Source organism: Kitasatospora nipponensis (assembly GCF_039528135.1).
Classification (GTDB): Bacteria; Actinomycetota; Actinomycetes; order Streptomycetales; family Streptomycetaceae; genus Kitasatospora; species Kitasatospora nipponensis.
In genome coordinates this window covers 61,356-76,746 of record NZ_BAAALF010000006.1, presented here as the reverse complement: position 1 = coordinate 76,746, position 15,391 = coordinate 61,356, and the positions used below count along the sequence as shown (strand labels likewise).

Annotated in this window: 20 protein-coding genes; 9 read left to right on the top strand and 11 right to left on the bottom strand. The window is 72.2% G+C overall.

The genetic code is table 11. The annotated features are described in order from the left end of the window. The first annotated feature begins 394 nt into the window (after window positions 1-394). On the top strand, window positions 395-1,045 hold the full coding sequence (locus tag ABD323_RS03545; protein WP_344438968.1) for a phosphatase PAP2 family protein: 651 nt from the start codon (window positions 395-397) through the stop codon (window positions 1,043-1,045). 26 nt (window positions 1,046-1,071) lie between these two features. Here the strand turns inward: ABD323_RS03545 and ABD323_RS03540 are convergent, their stop codons facing one another. The 8 genes from ABD323_RS03540 to ABD323_RS03505 all read right to left on the bottom strand — a co-directional run bounded on the left by ABD323_RS03540 (window position 1,072) and on the right by ABD323_RS03505 (window position 7,916). Further along, the gene (locus ABD323_RS03540; RefSeq protein WP_344438966.1) at window positions 1,072-2,109 is read right to left on the bottom strand and encodes a sodium-dependent transporter; all 1,038 of its coding nucleotides are present in this window, start codon (window positions 2,107-2,109) and stop codon (window positions 1,072-1,074) included. 127 nt (window positions 2,110-2,236) lie between these two features. Continuing rightward, window positions 2,237-2,455 (bottom strand): hypothetical protein, encoded by a 219-nt coding sequence (locus ABD323_RS03535; RefSeq protein ID WP_344438964.1) that lies wholly within the window; start codon window positions 2,453-2,455, stop codon window positions 2,237-2,239. Between the two features lie 51 nt (window positions 2,456-2,506). After that, a complete protein-coding gene (locus ABD323_RS03530; RefSeq protein WP_344438962.1) occupies window positions 2,507-3,322 on the bottom strand; it encodes a phosphatase PAP2 family protein in 816 nt (271 codons plus the stop codon). Then, window positions 3,319-4,179 carry a prolipoprotein diacylglyceryl transferase gene (lgt, locus tag ABD323_RS03525; protein WP_344438960.1) on the bottom strand — a complete coding sequence of 287 codons (861 nt, stop codon included), beginning with the start codon at window positions 4,177-4,179 and terminating at the stop codon, window positions 3,319-3,321. The genes ABD323_RS03530 and lgt overlap by 4 nt, the downstream gene beginning before the upstream one ends. A 288-nt stretch (window positions 4,180-4,467) precedes the next feature. Next, window positions 4,468-5,397, bottom strand: a complete 930-nt coding sequence (locus tag ABD323_RS03520) for a M48 family metalloprotease (protein ID WP_344438958.1) — start codon at window positions 5,395-5,397, stop codon at window positions 4,468-4,470. Window positions 5,398-5,401: 4 nt separating this feature from the next. Then, window positions 5,402-5,818: a BlaI/MecI/CopY family transcriptional regulator gene (locus tag ABD323_RS03515; RefSeq protein ID WP_344438955.1), complete on the bottom strand. Its 417-nt coding sequence runs from the start codon at window positions 5,816-5,818 to the stop codon at window positions 5,402-5,404. An 84-nt stretch (window positions 5,819-5,902) separates the two neighbouring features. Continuing rightward, window positions 5,903-6,133, bottom strand: coding sequence for a hypothetical protein (locus ABD323_RS03510; RefSeq protein WP_344438953.1), 231 nt, complete (start codon window positions 6,131-6,133; stop codon window positions 5,903-5,905). Between the two features lie 454 nt (window positions 6,134-6,587). After that, window positions 6,588-7,916: a SulP family inorganic anion transporter gene (locus tag ABD323_RS03505; RefSeq protein ID WP_344438951.1), complete on the bottom strand. Its 1,329-nt coding sequence runs from the start codon at window positions 7,914-7,916 to the stop codon at window positions 6,588-6,590. A gap of 280 nt (window positions 7,917-8,196) precedes the next feature. Between ABD323_RS03505 and ABD323_RS03500 the strand changes: the two genes are divergently transcribed. The 4 genes from ABD323_RS03500 (at window position 8,197) to ABD323_RS03485 (ending at window position 11,210) form a co-directional block, all read left to right on the top strand. Further along, window positions 8,197-8,712 (top strand): MarR family winged helix-turn-helix transcriptional regulator, encoded by a 516-nt coding sequence (locus tag ABD323_RS03500; protein ID WP_344438949.1) that lies wholly within the window; start codon window positions 8,197-8,199, stop codon window positions 8,710-8,712. A 25-nt stretch (window positions 8,713-8,737) separates the two neighbouring features. After that, on the top strand, window positions 8,738-9,406 hold the full coding sequence (locus ABD323_RS03495; protein WP_344438947.1) for a class I SAM-dependent methyltransferase: 669 nt from the start codon (window positions 8,738-8,740) through the stop codon (window positions 9,404-9,406). Window positions 9,407-9,603: 197 nt separating this feature from the next. Then, window positions 9,604-10,740 (top strand): phosphate ABC transporter substrate-binding protein PstS, encoded by a 1,137-nt coding sequence (gene pstS, locus ABD323_RS03490; protein ID WP_344438945.1) that lies wholly within the window; start codon window positions 9,604-9,606, stop codon window positions 10,738-10,740. Window positions 10,741-10,985: 245 nt separating this feature from the next. Further along, a complete protein-coding gene (locus tag ABD323_RS03485; RefSeq protein ID WP_344438943.1) occupies window positions 10,986-11,210 on the top strand; it encodes a hypothetical protein in 225 nt (74 codons plus the stop codon). 24 nt (window positions 11,211-11,234) lie between these two features. On the opposite strand, the gene ABD323_RS03480 is transcribed toward ABD323_RS03485, so the two are convergent. Together ABD323_RS03480 and ABD323_RS03475 are read right to left on the bottom strand one after the other, a co-directional pair. Continuing rightward, a complete protein-coding gene (locus ABD323_RS03480) occupies window positions 11,235-11,423 on the bottom strand; it encodes a hypothetical protein (RefSeq protein WP_344438941.1) in 189 nt (62 codons plus the stop codon). 83 nt (window positions 11,424-11,506) lie between these two features. After that, the gene (locus ABD323_RS03475) at window positions 11,507-11,791 is read right to left on the bottom strand and encodes a hypothetical protein (protein ID WP_344438939.1); all 285 of its coding nucleotides are present in this window, start codon (window positions 11,789-11,791) and stop codon (window positions 11,507-11,509) included. 537 nt (window positions 11,792-12,328) lie between these two features. On the opposite strand from ABD323_RS03475, the gene ABD323_RS03470 reads away from it, so the two are divergent. Together ABD323_RS03470 and ABD323_RS03465 are read left to right on the top strand one after the other, a co-directional pair. After that, the gene (locus ABD323_RS03470; RefSeq protein WP_344438936.1) at window positions 12,329-13,012 is read left to right on the top strand and encodes a hypothetical protein; all 684 of its coding nucleotides are present in this window, start codon (window positions 12,329-12,331) and stop codon (window positions 13,010-13,012) included. Continuing rightward, entirely contained in the window at window positions 13,009-13,473 is a 465-nt protein-coding gene (locus tag ABD323_RS03465) for a hypothetical protein (RefSeq protein ID WP_344438934.1), read from the top strand. Before ABD323_RS03470 ends, ABD323_RS03465 begins: the two co-directional genes overlap by 4 nt. A 374-nt stretch (window positions 13,474-13,847) precedes the next feature. On the opposite strand, the gene ABD323_RS03460 is transcribed toward ABD323_RS03465, so the two are convergent. After that, entirely contained in the window at window positions 13,848-14,513 is a 666-nt protein-coding gene (locus ABD323_RS03460) for a TetR/AcrR family transcriptional regulator (RefSeq protein WP_344438931.1), read from the bottom strand. A 116-nt stretch (window positions 14,514-14,629) separates the two neighbouring features. On the opposite strand from ABD323_RS03460, the gene ABD323_RS03455 reads away from it, so the two are divergent. Together ABD323_RS03455 and ABD323_RS03450 are read left to right on the top strand one after the other, a co-directional pair. Then, window positions 14,630-14,818 (top strand): hypothetical protein, encoded by a 189-nt coding sequence (locus ABD323_RS03455; protein WP_344438928.1) that lies wholly within the window; start codon window positions 14,630-14,632, stop codon window positions 14,816-14,818. Window positions 14,819-14,823: 5 nt separating this feature from the next. Continuing rightward, window positions 14,824-15,345 carry a hypothetical protein gene (locus tag ABD323_RS03450; protein WP_344438926.1) on the top strand — a complete coding sequence of 174 codons (522 nt, stop codon included), beginning with the start codon at window positions 14,824-14,826 and terminating at the stop codon, window positions 15,343-15,345. The last annotated feature ends 46 nt before the right edge of the window (window positions 15,346-15,391 follow it).

Here is a 15,391-nt window from a genome sequence, read left to right as displayed (position 1 = left end):
GCTGGGGCTGGGCGTTGCCGCTGTGGGGTGCAGGGGTCGACCCGGGCGAACGTCCCCGCCGGGGCACCCGTGAGTGCGCCTTCGATGGCGCGGACCAGTCCGGGCCGACGGCGGGATCGCCGAATACCTGGTCGATCCGGTGGACGCCGACCCACTGGCCCTTCGAGGGAGTTCTTTCTCCCTGCCCGATGTGGCCCGGCTTCACTGTGGCCGGTGTCCGACGGAGTGCGGAACTCATCCATCCAGCCGTCGCCTGGCGTTCACAGGTTGGCCGCTCGCGTGTCAGCGTCTACAGTCGCGTAGACAATCTACGCCGTGTAGAAGTTTGGCTGGGCTGTCCAGGACGGCTGTGGCCCCCGCCTGCCCGGGCGCCCCGAGTGAGAGATCCCGCGCGATGACACCTTCCCCCGCACTTCGGCTTGCGTTCGACGGCTCCGGCATCGACGGCTCGCTGTTCACCTCCGTCACCGGCTTGGCCCGCGACACCAAGTGGCTCAACACCCCCATCGAACTGTGGACCAACGCCGGGCTCGGGGTGTTCGCGGTCCTGATGATCATGGGCTGGTGGCGCGCCCGGCGCAGCGACACCACCGACATGACTCTCGCGCTCGCGGCGCCGGTGGCCGTGGTGACCGCCTTCGCCGTCGCCGAGGTGGTCAAGAAGATCGTCGCCGAGGTGCGCCCCTGCTACTCGCTGCCCCACGACTACTTCGTGGACGCGTGCCCAGCCCCCTCTGACTACGCGTTCCCCAGCGGCCACACCACGGTGGCGGCCGGAACGGTGGCCGCGCTGTTCCTGCTTGACCGCCGCCTGTCCGCGATCGCCGCCGCCTTCGCCGTGCTGGAGGCGTTCACCCGCGTCTACGTCGGCGCCCACTACCCGCACGACGTACTCGGTGCCGCCGCCATCGCCCTGCCCGTGGCCCTGCTGGTCAGCTGGATGCTGGGCCGCACGGCCGCCCCGCTGGTCGGGCGCCTGCGCGCCGGGGCGCTGCGCCCGGTCCTGATCGCCGACCCGGCCGGTGCGCACGCCGCCTCCCGCTGACAGGCTCCCGCCAGGCGGCGGGTGATTCAGGAGTCGCGCGCCGCCCGTCGGCCCCGGGCCGCCCGGGCGGCGATCGCCTTCTGCAGCAGGCTGTAGGACAGGACCGGGAGCAGCACCCCGGGACGGCCGGGAAAGCAGGTACCCGCCAGGACGGAGGCCGCGCTGCTGTTGTTTATCCCCGAGGCCAGGGTGAGGGCGACCGCCTGGGGCGTCCGGGCGCGCAGGAGGCGGGCTAGGACCGCGCCGAGGAGGAAGCCGGCCGCGCAGACCAGGGCTGCGGCCGTGACGGCCATCGCGATCGCGTCGGGGTCCGGGCGGCGCAGCAGGTGCCCGAGGGCAGCGGAGGCGTTGGAGTAGCACAGCAGGAGGATGTCGAGCAGGTTCACGGCCTTGATGAAGGGCAGCAGCCGCGGCATCCGCCGCTCGCCGGCCAGCAGGCGCAAGCCCACTCCGGCCAGGCACGGCAGGACCACTGAGCCGACCGCGAAGGCCCCGCCTGCCACGCCGCCTGCCAGTTGGAGCTGCGCGGTGGAGTGCGGCAGCGTCAGCAGGCCGGCCAGGCCCAGTCCGAGGGGGATTGTCAGCGGGCTGAGCACGGTTGAGCCGAGGACCATCGCCACCGCCAGGGCGGTGTCCGCGCCGGCTGCCTGCCCCCAGGAGGCGGCGCCGCCCGCGATCGGCATGGAGAGCACGAGGGCGAGCCCTACGACCACGCTGTCGGCCTCGCGCGGATCGTGCCACAGGCCCGTCGCCGCCGCGAGCGCCGGCAGCAGCAGGAGCGGCATCAGGGCGTTGGCGGTGATGCCCAGCATCGGGCGCCCAGGGCGTCGGGCGAGCTGCCCGAGCTCCCCGATGCGGCAGTTCGTGCCGGCAGCGAAGAGCATCGCCGCCAGCAGGAGCAGGGACACCGAGCCGTGCGCGCCCACCAGCGGCACGCTCGTGTGCCGAAGCGCGAGCCCCGGGCCGGGGGCCACCAGGGCGAGGGCGTAGCAGCCCATCATCAGTGCGAACAACCGTCGCTGACCGGCCGCCACCCCCGATGCCACCAGAGCCCCGAGCTGCATGCCACCTCCACTTAGCACCTCAGCCCATTCCGCCGTCGCCGGATGCACGCGATGATTACCTTTAGTGATGGATCATATGCGGAAAGTCATGAGGTGTTCTGCGGGTGACCATCGGTCAGGAGCGCACTCAGGAGTGAGCGATCGTCCAGGCCACGGAGGCGACGGCGCCCGCGGTCAGGAGCAGGGCGAGAAGCAAGCGGCCGGGGCCCGCCCCGGTCGGCGCGCGCCGGGCCGAAGGGAAGAGCAGAGCGGCGAGCGCCAGGAGCAGGGCGATCACCGCGCCGAAGTCCAGCGCGGTCGCGCCTATCGCGGTCCACATGGTGGTGTCGCTGCGTACGAGGTCCACCGGCGCCCTGTCCTCAGCCGATCGAATGGGGGTGCGGCAGGCTGCGCCGCGCTACGTGCGAGCGAGCGCGGGGCGGCCGGTGAGCAGGCGCTGCACGGCGAAGCCGCCGGCCATGGTGAGTGCGCCTGCCACCGCGTCGGCCTCGAAGTGGTTGCCGGTGCAGATGATCACCGCGAAGGTGCTCAGCGGGAAGAGCAGGCCCAGGGCCCGGACGATGCGGTGCTTGGCGAGCCGGTAGAGGACGACGGCGCACCAGGTGGCCCAGGCGATGTGGATGGACGGCATCGCGGCGTACTGGTTGGAGACGCTGTCGACCGAACTGGACGCCCAAGAGCCCCAGGTGTGGTGCGCGACCACGGTGTCGATGAACCCGTCGGCGGTCAGGAAGCGCGGCGGGGCCAGCGCGAAGGCGTAGAAGCCGATCAGGGCGGTGGCCGAGGCGGTGCACAGGGCGGTGCGGGCCGCTCGGTACTGCTCGGGGTGGCGGAAGTAGAGCCAGAGCAGCACTCCGACCAGGACGACCATGTACAGCGTGGCGTAGTAGTAGTTCATCCCGACGATCAGCCAGGTGATCCGGTCGGCCGCGTGATTGGCCGTCAGCTCGAAGCCCACGTGCAGCTGCTTCTCCAGGTCCAGCAGATGCTGGGCCCGGTGCAGGGCGGCGCCGCGGTGCGCGGGGACGGCGTTGCGGACCGCGTTGTAGAGCGACCAGCCGATGCCGATGAGCAGCAGCTCGGCCCACCAGGCGGGACGGCCCGCCCGTATCCACCCGGTGGGCAGCAGGCCCCGGCGGGCGCGCGGCAGCGCCGCCGACGTGGTGGAGGCGGCGCTCTGGGCCGGGCGCTGGCGGGTCGGGGAGAGCGTCACGGCCGGTCCTCGCTCTGCTCGGTGCCGGCGGCTTCCTGCCGGTACCCCAGTCCGCCAGGCAGGGCGGGGCGGTTGCGGGTGGCCAGCAGGTAGGCGATGGCGGCGATGAAGACGATCAACGCGGTCCAGTCGTTCAGGCGCAGGCCCAGGATGTGGTTGGCGTGGTCGTCGCGCAGCGCCTCCACCCAGCCGCGCCCGGCGGTGTACGCGGCCACGTACAGCGCGAACAGCCGCCCCGAGTGCAGGTTGAACCGGCGGTCCGCCCACAGCAGCAGGACAACGACGCCGAGGTCCCACAGCAGCTCGTACAGGAAGGTCGGCTGGTAGGTGGCGACGTCGGGGGTGGCGGCGGGCCGGTGGGCCGGGTCGATCAGCAGGCCCCAGGGCAGGTGGGTCGGCTTGCCGTACAGCTCCTGGTTGAAGTAGTTGCCCAGGCGGCCGATCGCCTGCGCCAGCACCAGGCCGGGCGCGAGGGCGTCCGCGTAGGCGGACAGGCGGATGCCCCGGCGGCGGCAGCCGATCCAGGCCCCCACCGCTCCGAGTGCGACCGCGCCCCAGATGCCGAGCCCGCCGTCCCAGATGTACAGGGCCCGGATCGGCTGCCGCCCGGGCTCGAAGTACAGCTCCGGGTCGGTGATCACGTGGTAGAGCCGGCCGCCGACGATGCCGAACGGCACTGCCCACACCGCGATGTCCGAGATGTCGTCCGGGTTGCCACCGAGCGCGGACCACCGCTTGCGGGTCAGCCACACGGCTGCGGCGACTCCGGCGATGATGCACAGCGCGTACGCGCGGATCGGGACGGGCCCCAGGTGCCAGACCCCCTGGGAGGGGCTGGGCAGGTAGGCGAGCTGCATGGAGGCCGTTCTCCCGGTGAGGCGGGCGTGGCGGCGGACCCGCCACGCGACGGCCATCACAGTACATCGGAGACAGATTAGTTCTGCAGCAGCATCGTTTTGCCCTGGGCAGCCCGTGCGTGATGTGCCTGACGGCGCGACTGGTCAGCAATCTACAGCGTGTAGTAGTTTTTGCCGAGCGGCCACCGCCGCAGGTACCCGGCTCGCCATCCCCCGTACGGCGAGCCGGGGCCGCTTTGCCGGCGGTGGCCGCCTCTCGCCGGCCCCGTCGTGCGGCTGCAGACCGGGTCAGTGCGCGGGGTGGCGCAGCACGTAGACGCGCATCGCGGTCTCGAAGAGCTGCTCGGTCGTGTGGGCGGCGAGGACCAGGCTCAGGCAGCAGGCCACCGCCAGGACGATCCCCGCAGCCAGGGCCGTTCGGCGAATGCGGGGCAGTGGGGAGAGCAGGGAGCGCATCCGTCGCGGCACCGGTCCGCCGGTAGCGCCCAGCAGCGGCGTGGCGCGGCCGTGACGCTTGCCGGCCAGGGCGGCCCGGGCCAGGGCGCGGGCCATCGCGGTGCGATCGCCGACCGCGCGGGCACCCTCCTCGTCGGCCCACCGCTCGATGGCGAACGCGCCTTCGCGGGCGAGCGGGTGCAGCAGCGGGCAGGCGGCGGCGGCCAGCCTCAGCGCCAGCAGGAACAGATGGTGGCGGTGGTGCAGGTGTGCTCGCTCGTGGGCCAGCAGCGCCTCCAGTTCGACGCTGGACACTGCCCGCAGCATGCCGGTGGACACCACCACGCGCCCCGGCGCGCCGGGCAGGGCGAAGGCATCCGGGACAGGGTCCTCCACGACGGCCAGCTCGCCTCCCGCCGGCAGCTGACGGCACTGTCGGTGGGCGTGGACCAGCACCCGGCCCCGCTGCCAGGAGGCCCGGGCCAGCAGGACGGCGCAGGCCAGCAGCACCGTGCCGCACACCCCGGCCCCGATCCGGCTCACCGGTTCCTGGGTTTGCAGGTACCACACGGACCACGGGCCCTGGTTGGCCACCGCCCTGATCTGCCCCAGCCCGGTGAAGGCCAGCAGCGCCAGACCCCCGATCCACCCGGAGGCCGCCACCAGGGCACCCGCCACCAGGGACCAGGCGGCCGGGCGCGCGGGGAGGCGCCGGGACAGGTACGGGGCGAGCCCGGCCAGAGCAGCGCTGGTCGCGAACGGCGCGACGTAGCTCGGGCCCACGGCGTCAGCGGCCCTGTCCGGCCGCACCGCCCGCATCGCCCTCGCCGCCGAGGAGCAGGCGCTGGATCAGCTGCTCGTCCTCGTCGGAGAGGTCCGAGACGAACCGGGCCAGCACGGCTTCGCGGTCCGAGCCGTGGTGCAGCAGGGAGTGCATCAGCCGGGAGGTGTGGGCGGCCTCGTCGCGCACCGGCGCGTACGCGTAGCTGCGCCCGGCCCGCTCACGGCGCAGGGTGCCCTTGTCGTGCAGCCGCGACATGATCGTCACCACTGTGGTGTACGCCAGCTCCCCGGGCAGCCGCTCGTTGACCTGCGTGGCCGTCAGCGGCGAATCGGCGGCCCACAGCACCGCGAGCACGCTGCTCTCCAGCTCGCCGGCCGCCCGGCGCCCGCTCCCGCCGCCCTGGTCCGTGCGGTCAGCCATCTTCCCCAACACCTTCCTCGGTCCCGCCCACCTCGCCCGCCGAACGTTCGCGGCACGGCGACGCCAGCAGTATGCCCCGAGGCTTCAGTGACGGGCGAAGAAGATCTCCCTGACCTCGCGGGCGGCGTAGAAGACCAGCACGTAGCCGCTGGCCGGGTCGGCCCACCACCAGCCGGCCGTGGTGTTGAGCAGCAGGCCGAGAAGCACCGCAGCGGCGAGCAGGCCGTCGATCAGTGTGACCCGGCCCTCCGTCGTCAGTACGTGGTTGTCCAGTGCCGCACCGGTGCGGGCCTTGCCGGCGGCCAGGGCGAACATCACGACGACCGTCGCCGCGGTCCAGCCGGTGCCCAGCGCGGAGTGACGGGGGGTGGAATCCGGTGACCAGTACGGTCGTCGACTGCGTGAACAGGTACACGGCGAGGAGGGCGAAGGCTGTGCCAATCAGCCGCAGCGCACGCTTCTGCCGGGCCTCACCGGTACCCGACAGCTCCCAGATGACGACCGTCGAGGCGCCGATCTCGATCAGGGAGTCCAGGCAGAACCCGGCCAGTGCCACCGAGCGGGCGCTGATCGCGGCTGTCGCGAGGACGGCGATGCCCATCACGTTCCAGCTCAGTGTCGCGTATTCGAGCCCGAAACCGCGGCGGAGCAAGGCTTGGCGGGACATCGGCTGCACAGTGGTCACCCAGGGAGTGTGCCAGCCGACCCGAACGCCCCACGACCTGGCGCCGAAGCGGAACCGACCGGGTGCTCGCCCACCGAGGCGTGCTCACGCGGGTGTGGCGCCCTCGGCGACGGTGACCTCGACGCGCCCCACCCCAGTGCCCGCGCGACGTCGCACGAGCGACAGGCCCAGCCCGAGCAGCAACGCGTACTGCAACGGGAACTGCGTGGTCGCCAGGAACGTGACCGCCAGGACCGCCTGCTCCCAGCGCCCGTCGCGCCAGGCCGCCCGCAGCGCCGGCAGGCGCCCCGTGATCAGCTTCACGCCGATCACGATCAGCAGCGCCCCGATGACCGGCAGCGGAATCCGCCCGGCCGCATCCCCCAGCCCGAGCACCAACACGGCCAGCAGTACTCCCGAGGCCGCGCCGGCCCACCGCGTGCGGGCACCGGCCGCAACCGCGACGCCGGTGCGTGAGAGCGAACCTCCGGCCGGCAGGGCCTGGAAGAACGCACCCACCAGGTTCGCAGCCGCCTGCGCCCACAGGTCGCTGCCCCAGACCCGGCGCCGGGCGCCGACGGCCCGCTCAGGCGGCGGCGGGTGGATGCCCGCGGCCTGGGCGAGCGCGACCAGCGCGACCGCGCTCGCGCCCGGGACCAGGCGCGGCAGCACGTCCCACGCGGGCACCGACAGCGACGGCAGAGCGGAGGGCACCGCGCCCAGCGAACTCGCGAGCGGAACCGCCACCCGGCACGCCCACACCCCGCCCGCCACCACGACCAGGGCGGCCAGCACCGCGAAGGGCCTGGTGCGCCGCGCCGCATGCGCCAGCGCCCACACCGCGACGGTCACCGCGGCCACCAACGCCGCGCGCAGCGACCACTCCTGCGGCCGCAGCGCCCAGGCCACGATCCGCAGCAACCGGTTGTGGTACCCGGCCCGGTAGCCGGTGGCATCCGGCAGCGCCCCCGCGATGATCTGCACCGCGATCCCGGCCGAGAACCCCGCCATCGCGCCGGGTGAGATCAGCCGCAGCAGCGAGCCCACGCGCAGCGCGGCGAAGGCGGCCATCGCCGCGCCCACCAGCAGGCCGAGCGCCGCCACGTTCGCCCCGTCGCCCGGCGCGAGGTGCGCGTGGTGCAAGGCGGTGCGTGAGGTCAGCGCGATCGCGCTGGTCAACGTGGTCACCATCAGCGGGCTGCCCGCCAGCAGCGATCCGACCACGGCCGGCGCCACACCCGCGTACAGGCCCGCCACCGGATCGAAGCCGGCGAACGCCGCGTACGCCATGCCCTCGGGGATGCTGAACAGCGCCGTGATCAGACCCGCCAGCAGGTCCACGCCGACCAGCCGCGCCGCGCCCCGAAGGCGCCCAGGCGGCTCCTGCCCGCAAGCCACCGCCGTGCTCACCGTCTCGCTCTCGACCAGGTCCACGCGATACACCACCAACCGATGCCGGGCGCGGCGCCGAGCCCGGGCACATCGGCCGCGCTGCCTCAGCCTGGTGGAACGAATGCGGCACCCACCGGGACACGCCGCGCAGGTGTCCACCGTTCGAGTGGTTCGCCGCCCTGCTGCGGCGCGCCGCCGCGAACCGCGGCGTATACGACCTGCCTTCGCTCGGCGGGACTCTCGGCGCTGTCGCGGCCACTGGCCGCACGCGCACGGGTCCGCGGATGCCTCGCCTGCCCGTTCGCGTGGTTAGGGTTGCTCCATGGCCAGTCCGCCCTCGCCCGCCGGCCTCCGGCCGGCCCCACCGCAGCCCACCCTCGACGCCCGCCTGCTAACGGAGGCGATAACGGGCCTGCGCCGCGCCCTGCGGGCCTCGATCCGCTCGGACTACCCGTGGGAGACGCTGCCGATCGCCCAGGTGGAGATCCTCCAGTCGCTCGCCGAGTCCCAGCCCGCCCAGGCAGGCCAGCTCGCCCGACGGCTGCGTCTTGCCCCCAACACCGTCTCCGGGCTGATCAGCCGGCTGATGGCGGCCGGCCTGGTCGACCGCGGCACCGACCTGAGCGACCGGCGCCGGGCCTCGGTGCAGCTCACCGCGACGGGAGTGGAGCGGCTGGAGGCATGGCAGCGCGCCCACGAGCAGCGCATCGCCACCGCCCTGGACGGCCTCGCCGACGACGAGCGCGCCGCCCTGGTGGCCGCGCTGCCCGCGATGGGCTCGCTGGTGCGGGGACTGCACGACGCCCTCGACATCGAACCCGGGGACGGCGACACCTGATGAACTGTCCGGGAAGAGGCTGATCGTGGCCGACCACCGTCAGGACGCAGTCGCCCAGGCGCAGCGCGAGCACTGGCAGCGCACCTACACCGCCCACCCGGGCATGTACGGCGAGGAGCCATCGACGCCCGCTCGCCACGCCGCCGAGGTCTTCCGGGCGGCCGGCGCCCGCGAGGTGCTGGAACTCGGCGCCGGCCACGGCCGCGACGCGCTGTTCCTGGCCCGCAGCGGCTTCACCGTCCGCGCAACCGACTTCAGCGCCGTGGGACTCGGCCAGCTGCGCGAGGCGGCGCAAGCCGCAGACCTCGCGGAGCGCGTGACCACCACCGTCCACGACGTGCGCACCGCGCTGCCCCTGCCGGGAGCGTCCGTGGATGCCGTCTTCGCCCACATGCTGCTGTGCATGGCCCTGTCCACACGGGAGATCCAGGCGGTGGTCGCCGAGGTCCGGCGGGTGCTGCGGCCGAGCGGCACCTTCGTCTACACCGTCCGGCACACCGACGACGCCCACTTCGGCGCCGGCACCGACCTGGGCGACGACATCTGGGAGCACGGCGGGTTCGGTGTGCACTACTTCTCCCGCGACCTGGTCGAGACCCTCGCCGACGGCTGGCAGCTGGTCGAGGTCCAGCCGTTCGAGGAAGGTGCGCTGCCCCGACGGCTGTGGCGGGTCACCCAGGTCCTGCCTGCCTAACCCCTTCCGGGGCTCCGCCTGGTGTCCCTACCTGGTTCACTCATGGTTCACATGCCGTCTAGAATCGCGTTCACCTCGAACTTCTACAGTCTGTCGTAGCAGCCGGCCATCGGGGCCCGGCAGTACCAGGCCCTTCCTGTCCGGCTGAGCGCACCGGCGCGGCACGGAACGCGGCCCACGAGAGGGAAGACTTCGTGATGATCCAGCGGAACCGCCGCGCCAAGGCCCTCGCCATCGGTGCCGTGGCGCTCGTCAGCTCGCTGTCGCTCGCCGCCTGCGGCACCGACAACAACACCACCGCGAGCAGCACCGGCTCGTCCGGCGCTGCGGCGAGTTCCCCGGCCGCGATCGCCTGCGCGAGCAAGCAGGCGCCGCTGCTGGCCGCCGGCTCGACCGCGCAGGGCCCCGCCATGGACCTGTGGAAGACCACTTACGGCACCGCCTGCTCCGGCACGACCGTCAACTACGCCGGCGGCGGCTCCGGCACCGGGGTCCAGCAGTTCACCCAGGGCAAGATCTCCTTCGCCGGCTCCGACTTCGCCCTCAAGCCCGCCGACATCACCGCCTCCAAGGCCGCCTGCACCGGCGGCCAGGCGATCGACCTGCCGATGGTCGCCGGCCTGGTCTCGATCGTCTTCAACGTCGACGGCGTGGACAAGCTCACCCTGGACGGCCCGACCACCGCGAAGATCTTCGACTCGCAGATCACCAAGTGGAACGACCCGGCCATCGCCGCGCTCAACCCCGGTGTGACCCTGCCGGCCACCGACATCCAGGCGTTCCACCGCTCGGACGACTCCGGCACCACCTTCAACCTGACCTCGTACCTCGCCAAGACCTCCGGTGGCGCCTGGGCAGCCGCCGCGGACAAGTCGTGGAAGGGCAAGGGCGGCCAGTCCGCCAACGGCAGCGCGGGCGTCTCCGCGCAGATCAAGTCCGTCAAGAACTCGATCGGCTACGTCGAGCTGTCCTACGCCCAGCAGAACAGCCTCAAGAGCGCCGCCATCGCCACCGGCGCATCCAAGCCCGTTGAGGCCACCGCCGCCAACGCCGCCACCACGCTGGCCAATTCCACCGTGGTCGGCACCGGCAGCGACCTGGCCCTGCAGCTCGACTACGGCACCAAGGCCGAGAACGCCTACCCGATCGTCCTGGTCACCTACGAGATCGCCTGCGACAAGGGCAACAAGCCTGACACTCTGGACGCCCTGAAGTCCTTCCTCGGCTACATCGCCTCCGACAGCGCCCAGCAGGCCATCGGCGGCAAGGGCTACGTCCCGATGCCCGCCGCCGTCAGCGGCAAGGTCAAGGCCGCCGTCAGCAATCTCGGCTGACAGCCGCGCAGATAGACCGGCCCAGGCCACCGCTGTCGACTGGTATCGCCGCCGCGCGAGCGAGATGTTCGCGCGGCGGCGCAGCCGTGGCCGGAGCGGCTCACGTCTCGACCCCGGGAGACTGCTCACCCGCCGATTATGTCGGGAGCAGATGTAATCTGCTCCCGAGGGGCTTGGTCTCAGGCCTCGCGGGGCGAACCCTGCTGCCGTGCCGGGCGATGGACACCGAGGAGAGGTGACAGCCGATGAGATCCCCGCCGTGGCCGTCACGCAGCCGGGACAGCTGGAAGGGCGACGCACGCTCGGCCGCACTCGATCTGGCGGTCGCGCTCTTGCTGGGCGCCGTCGCGCTGACCGTCCCGGCGCACTGGCTGCTGGCCGTCGCGGTGCTCTGGGCGGGCGTCGGCCTGCGGCAAGGCCACCTGGCCGTCCGCGCCCGTCGCGCTGAGCGGTCGACCGGGCGCGGCTGAACACCTGCGCACGGCCGGCCGGCGTCAGTCGAGTTCGACCTCGAAGTCCCAGGTCGCCAGCGCCTTGCTGGCGTTGCCCCAGGTCAGGGTGGAGTGGCCGGCGTCGAAGGTGCCGGCCAGGTGCAGCACGCCATCATGGCCGGGCTGCGGGGTCACCGAGGCGACATCGGCGGTGAGCGCGATGGTGCGTCCCAGCTCGCCGGTGGCCACCACGGTTCACGCCGGGCGGGCCCCGAGCACGGGCCGGTGCCCCCCAGGCGGTGAGCGGTGGACGGTGGGAGGCTTCCGCACGTTGTTCAGCCGGCGTCGGAGTTCCCGAGTTGCCTGGCCAGCGCGACGGCGGCCAGCGCGACGACCACCAGGCCACCGATCGCTGCTGAAGTCCACAGCTTCGTATGCCCGTTGGAGCGATCGGCATGGGCCACGGCCAGGCCGTCCGTGCGGGCGTCCGCGGGCGCAGGGCCGCCCTGCTCCGACGCCTGCACGACCCGGGTAGCCGTGCAGGCATTGTCGTGGTAGGGGCTCGAGGAGTTGAGCGGGTGGAACTCGTAGCGCAGGCCCACGCTGTAGGTGCGGTCCACGCTGGTGGCTCCCGTTGAGGAGGGTGAGCCGTCGACCTCGACGGTCCGCCCGTCATCGGCTTTGACCTGGGCCGCTCGTCCCTGGTCGGCGGTTGAGAGCACTGTGCCGGTGAACCGGTACGGCGACGGTGGTGGCGTCGCCGAGACGCAGGAGGCCTGAGCAGGCCCGGCAGCTCCCAGAAGGAGTCCGGCGGCCAGGACTGCCGTGACGATGGCCGGGCGCGCGGAGACAGTAGGCATGCCGCTTGGACGAGAGCCACTCGCGCGCGGTTCCCTCCAGGTCAGGGATGTGCGGCGAAGTCCAGGCTGCGTTCCCACCATATGTGACGGTACGTCACTTTCCCCGAGGAGCACGCCTGCTGATCGCGGCTCGGTGGAGAATTCTTCGCGAAGCGCTTGTCGTGCCCATATCACACCGCGTAGGTTCTGCCCTGCCGAAATCACTTCTTCCCAGTGATTTGCCAGGCACTCGTCAGGCTTTCGCACCCACCGGACGCCTGACGCCCCCACATCCCCACATCGGAAGGACCCGATCCCATGAGGATCACGCGAATAGGCGCTGCCGTACTCGCCGCCGGCGGGCTGCTCGCGCTGAGCACCGGCCCGGCCCTGGCTGACCACAGCTGGGGCAACTACCACTGGGCACGCACCGGCGCCGTCCAGCTGAACATCACCAGCAGCGTCACCTCCGACTGGAGCGACAGCCTCACCAGCGCCAACAGCGACTGGAACCAGAGCGACTACCTCAAGAACACCCTCGTCACCGGCTCGGCCGACGACGCGAACCGCAGCGACTGCGCCATGCCGCTCGGCGCCGTCCAGGTCTGCAACTACGCCTACGGCAACACCGGCTGGTCGGGCCTCGCCTCGATCGACACCGCTGACGGGACGCACATCAACCAGGCCAGCGCCAAGATGAACGACAGCTACCTGGCCGGCGCCAGCGCCGCAGAACGGCAGCGGGTGATGTGCCAGGAGGTCGGCCACACCTTCGGCCTCGGCCACCAGAGCGCAGACCCGAGCGCCCCCAACCTCGGCACCTGCATGGAGTACGCGAGCGACCCCGGCCCCAGCCAGCACCCCAACCAGCACGACTACGACCAGCTGGCAACCATCTACGGCAGCCACGACGACGCGTCCACCCCGGCGCCCTCGTCCAGCCGGAACACGAGCCTGGTCAAGACCGGTAACGTCGTCACGATGATCGACTGGGTGCAGTGAACAAACTCGCCCTCCTGGTGCCCGCCGCAGCCGTGCTCCTCGCCGGCTGCGGCGGCCAACCGCAGACCGAGCGGAGCAGCGCCTCTCCCGTCGCGCAGAAGCAGGCCGCGACGCTGTCGCAGCCCTCTGAGGGCGGCACCCTCGCCCTCGCCCAGGACGGCGCGGCGCTGCCACGCACCCTGTGGTACACGAGGGTTGAAGCCGCCGACGGGAAGGCGGTGGTCGAGAGCAGGTACCCGGACCGGCCGATAGCCCTGACCCGACAGCTGCCTGGCGGGCGGTACCGGGTCCTCGCCTGGAGCAGGACCTGTACCGGCACCTGCCCCTCCAGCGGGGAGGACGGGCTGGGGCCGCTCGAGAAGGTGTGCGGCGCTGCAGTGACGGTGACGGCGGGAGGCCAGACCCTCGCGACCTTCGTCCTCTCCCCCGCGGGCACCTGCGCTGTACGGACCGGCGCCTGAGCGGGCGCGCCCACCTCCGCTCGGCTGCGGCCGCAGAACAAGGCTTCCGAGCCAACGAACACCGGGGTGTCCGGCCGCAGACGCTGCTCCGGCCGGACGCCTCGGTGGGATGACGGTTTATCAGCTTGCTCGTCGCGGTGGCCGCAGCCCAAGGCGGAGCGGGTGGACGGGTCGGATGCCGAGCCACCGCTTGCCGCATCGATGTTGCTGCCTGCCGCGGCCCGACGCTGGTCGTGGATCGCGTTCCCGTTCGGCGTCGGGGTGTTGTCGTTACCGTCGTTCGACCAACCGGGCTGTGGTCCTTGCCGAGCGGCGGCGTCGCGCCGGGCGACGCGGAGCGGGCAACCGGCGTGTCTTCGACGTCGACCCAGTACTCAGTGGGCGCTGTGCCGATGGTGCTGGTCGTGCCGGTGCCGATCCTGGGGCGCGACGCCACCGTGCCCGATGAAGGATTCGATGGCTGTGGCCTGCGGGCGCAGCCCCGCCAGCGTGACCGCGACCAGTCGTCGAACCGCCGCGCCAGAGGGCAGGCTGCTGGCCGCCGAGAGGGCGTGCAGGCAGTAGGCCGCGAGTTCGTCCGGTGCGACGTCCTCGCGCAGGTCGCCGGCCTTCGCGCCGTCGGTGATCAGCTCGCGAACGAGGTCCCTGAGCTGCTGATGTGCTCGAGCGATGTGCTCGCCCTGGTGGAGCAGCGCCGCGAGTTCGCTCCCGTGACCTTCGTGCCTCTCATGGGAGATGAGCGCGTACGCCGTCAGCACGGCTTCGAGCCGCTCGCCGGCTCCGGTGGCCCCGTCGCGGACGGCGGTGAGCTGCTGCAGGTGCGCGGTGACCAGGCGTTCGTGCCAGGCGGTCAGGATGGCTTCGACGTCCGGGAAGTACTTGTACAGGGTCGCCCGTCCGATGCCGGTCTCCTGGGCGATGCGCGACATCGTGACCGCGAGCAGCCCGTCGCGCGCAACCGTGGCAGCCGTTGCGTCCAGGATCGCGTCGCGCACGGAGTGGCGGTGCGCCTCGATGGTCTCGTTCCACAGCTTCGGCACCACCCCAGCATACGGGGCGCCGGGGTCGTGACACCATGACTTGACAGAGACAGTCTGTATCGCAAAAGCTGCCGCCATGCACTTCCCGATACCCGCACGCGACGGAGGACACGCACATGTCTGACCTGCCCCCCTCGCCCGGCCATGGCGACAGCACGAGCACCGGTCGAGACCCTGGCCGCAGCGCGGTCGGCACCCGGCCCCGCTGGGTGAACGCGTTCGGGATCGCCGCCGGCGTCCTGGTCGTGGTGTTCCTGATCGTGCACCTGGCCGGCAGCATGGGCGGCATGGCGGGGCGCCACTGATGGCCATGACGCCCCGTGTGCGCAAACTGGCGCTCACCGCGCACGTGACGGTCTCGGTCGGCTGGGTCGGCGCGGTCGCCGTCTTCCTGGCGCTCGCCGTCGCCGGCCTGACCAGTACGGACGCCCAACTGGTGCGCTCCGCCTACCTGGTGATGGGGCTGGTCGGCTGGTTCGTCATCGTGCCGCTGTGCTTCGCCTCGCTGGGCACCGGCGTGGTGTCCTCGCTCGGCACCTCCTGGGGCCTGGTGCGGTACTACTGGGTGGCGATCAAGCTCGTGATCACCGTGCTGTCCACGCTCGTGCTGCTGGTGCACATGGGGCCGATCGGCTCCATCGCTCGTGCGGCCGCCGGAGCGACGTGGTCGGGCGGGGAACTGCACGGCCTGCGGGTCCAACTGGTGGTTGAAGCCGGTGTCGCCCTGCTGGCCCTGCTGGTGGCGACGGCGCTGTCGGTCTACAAGCCGCCCGGCCGCACGCGCTACGGACAGCGCTGGCAGGCCGGCACCGTCAGCGCGGTCAACCGCTGACCGCGCCTGTGCCGGTCGGGGCGCCGAAGCCGGCACTGGCCGGGGG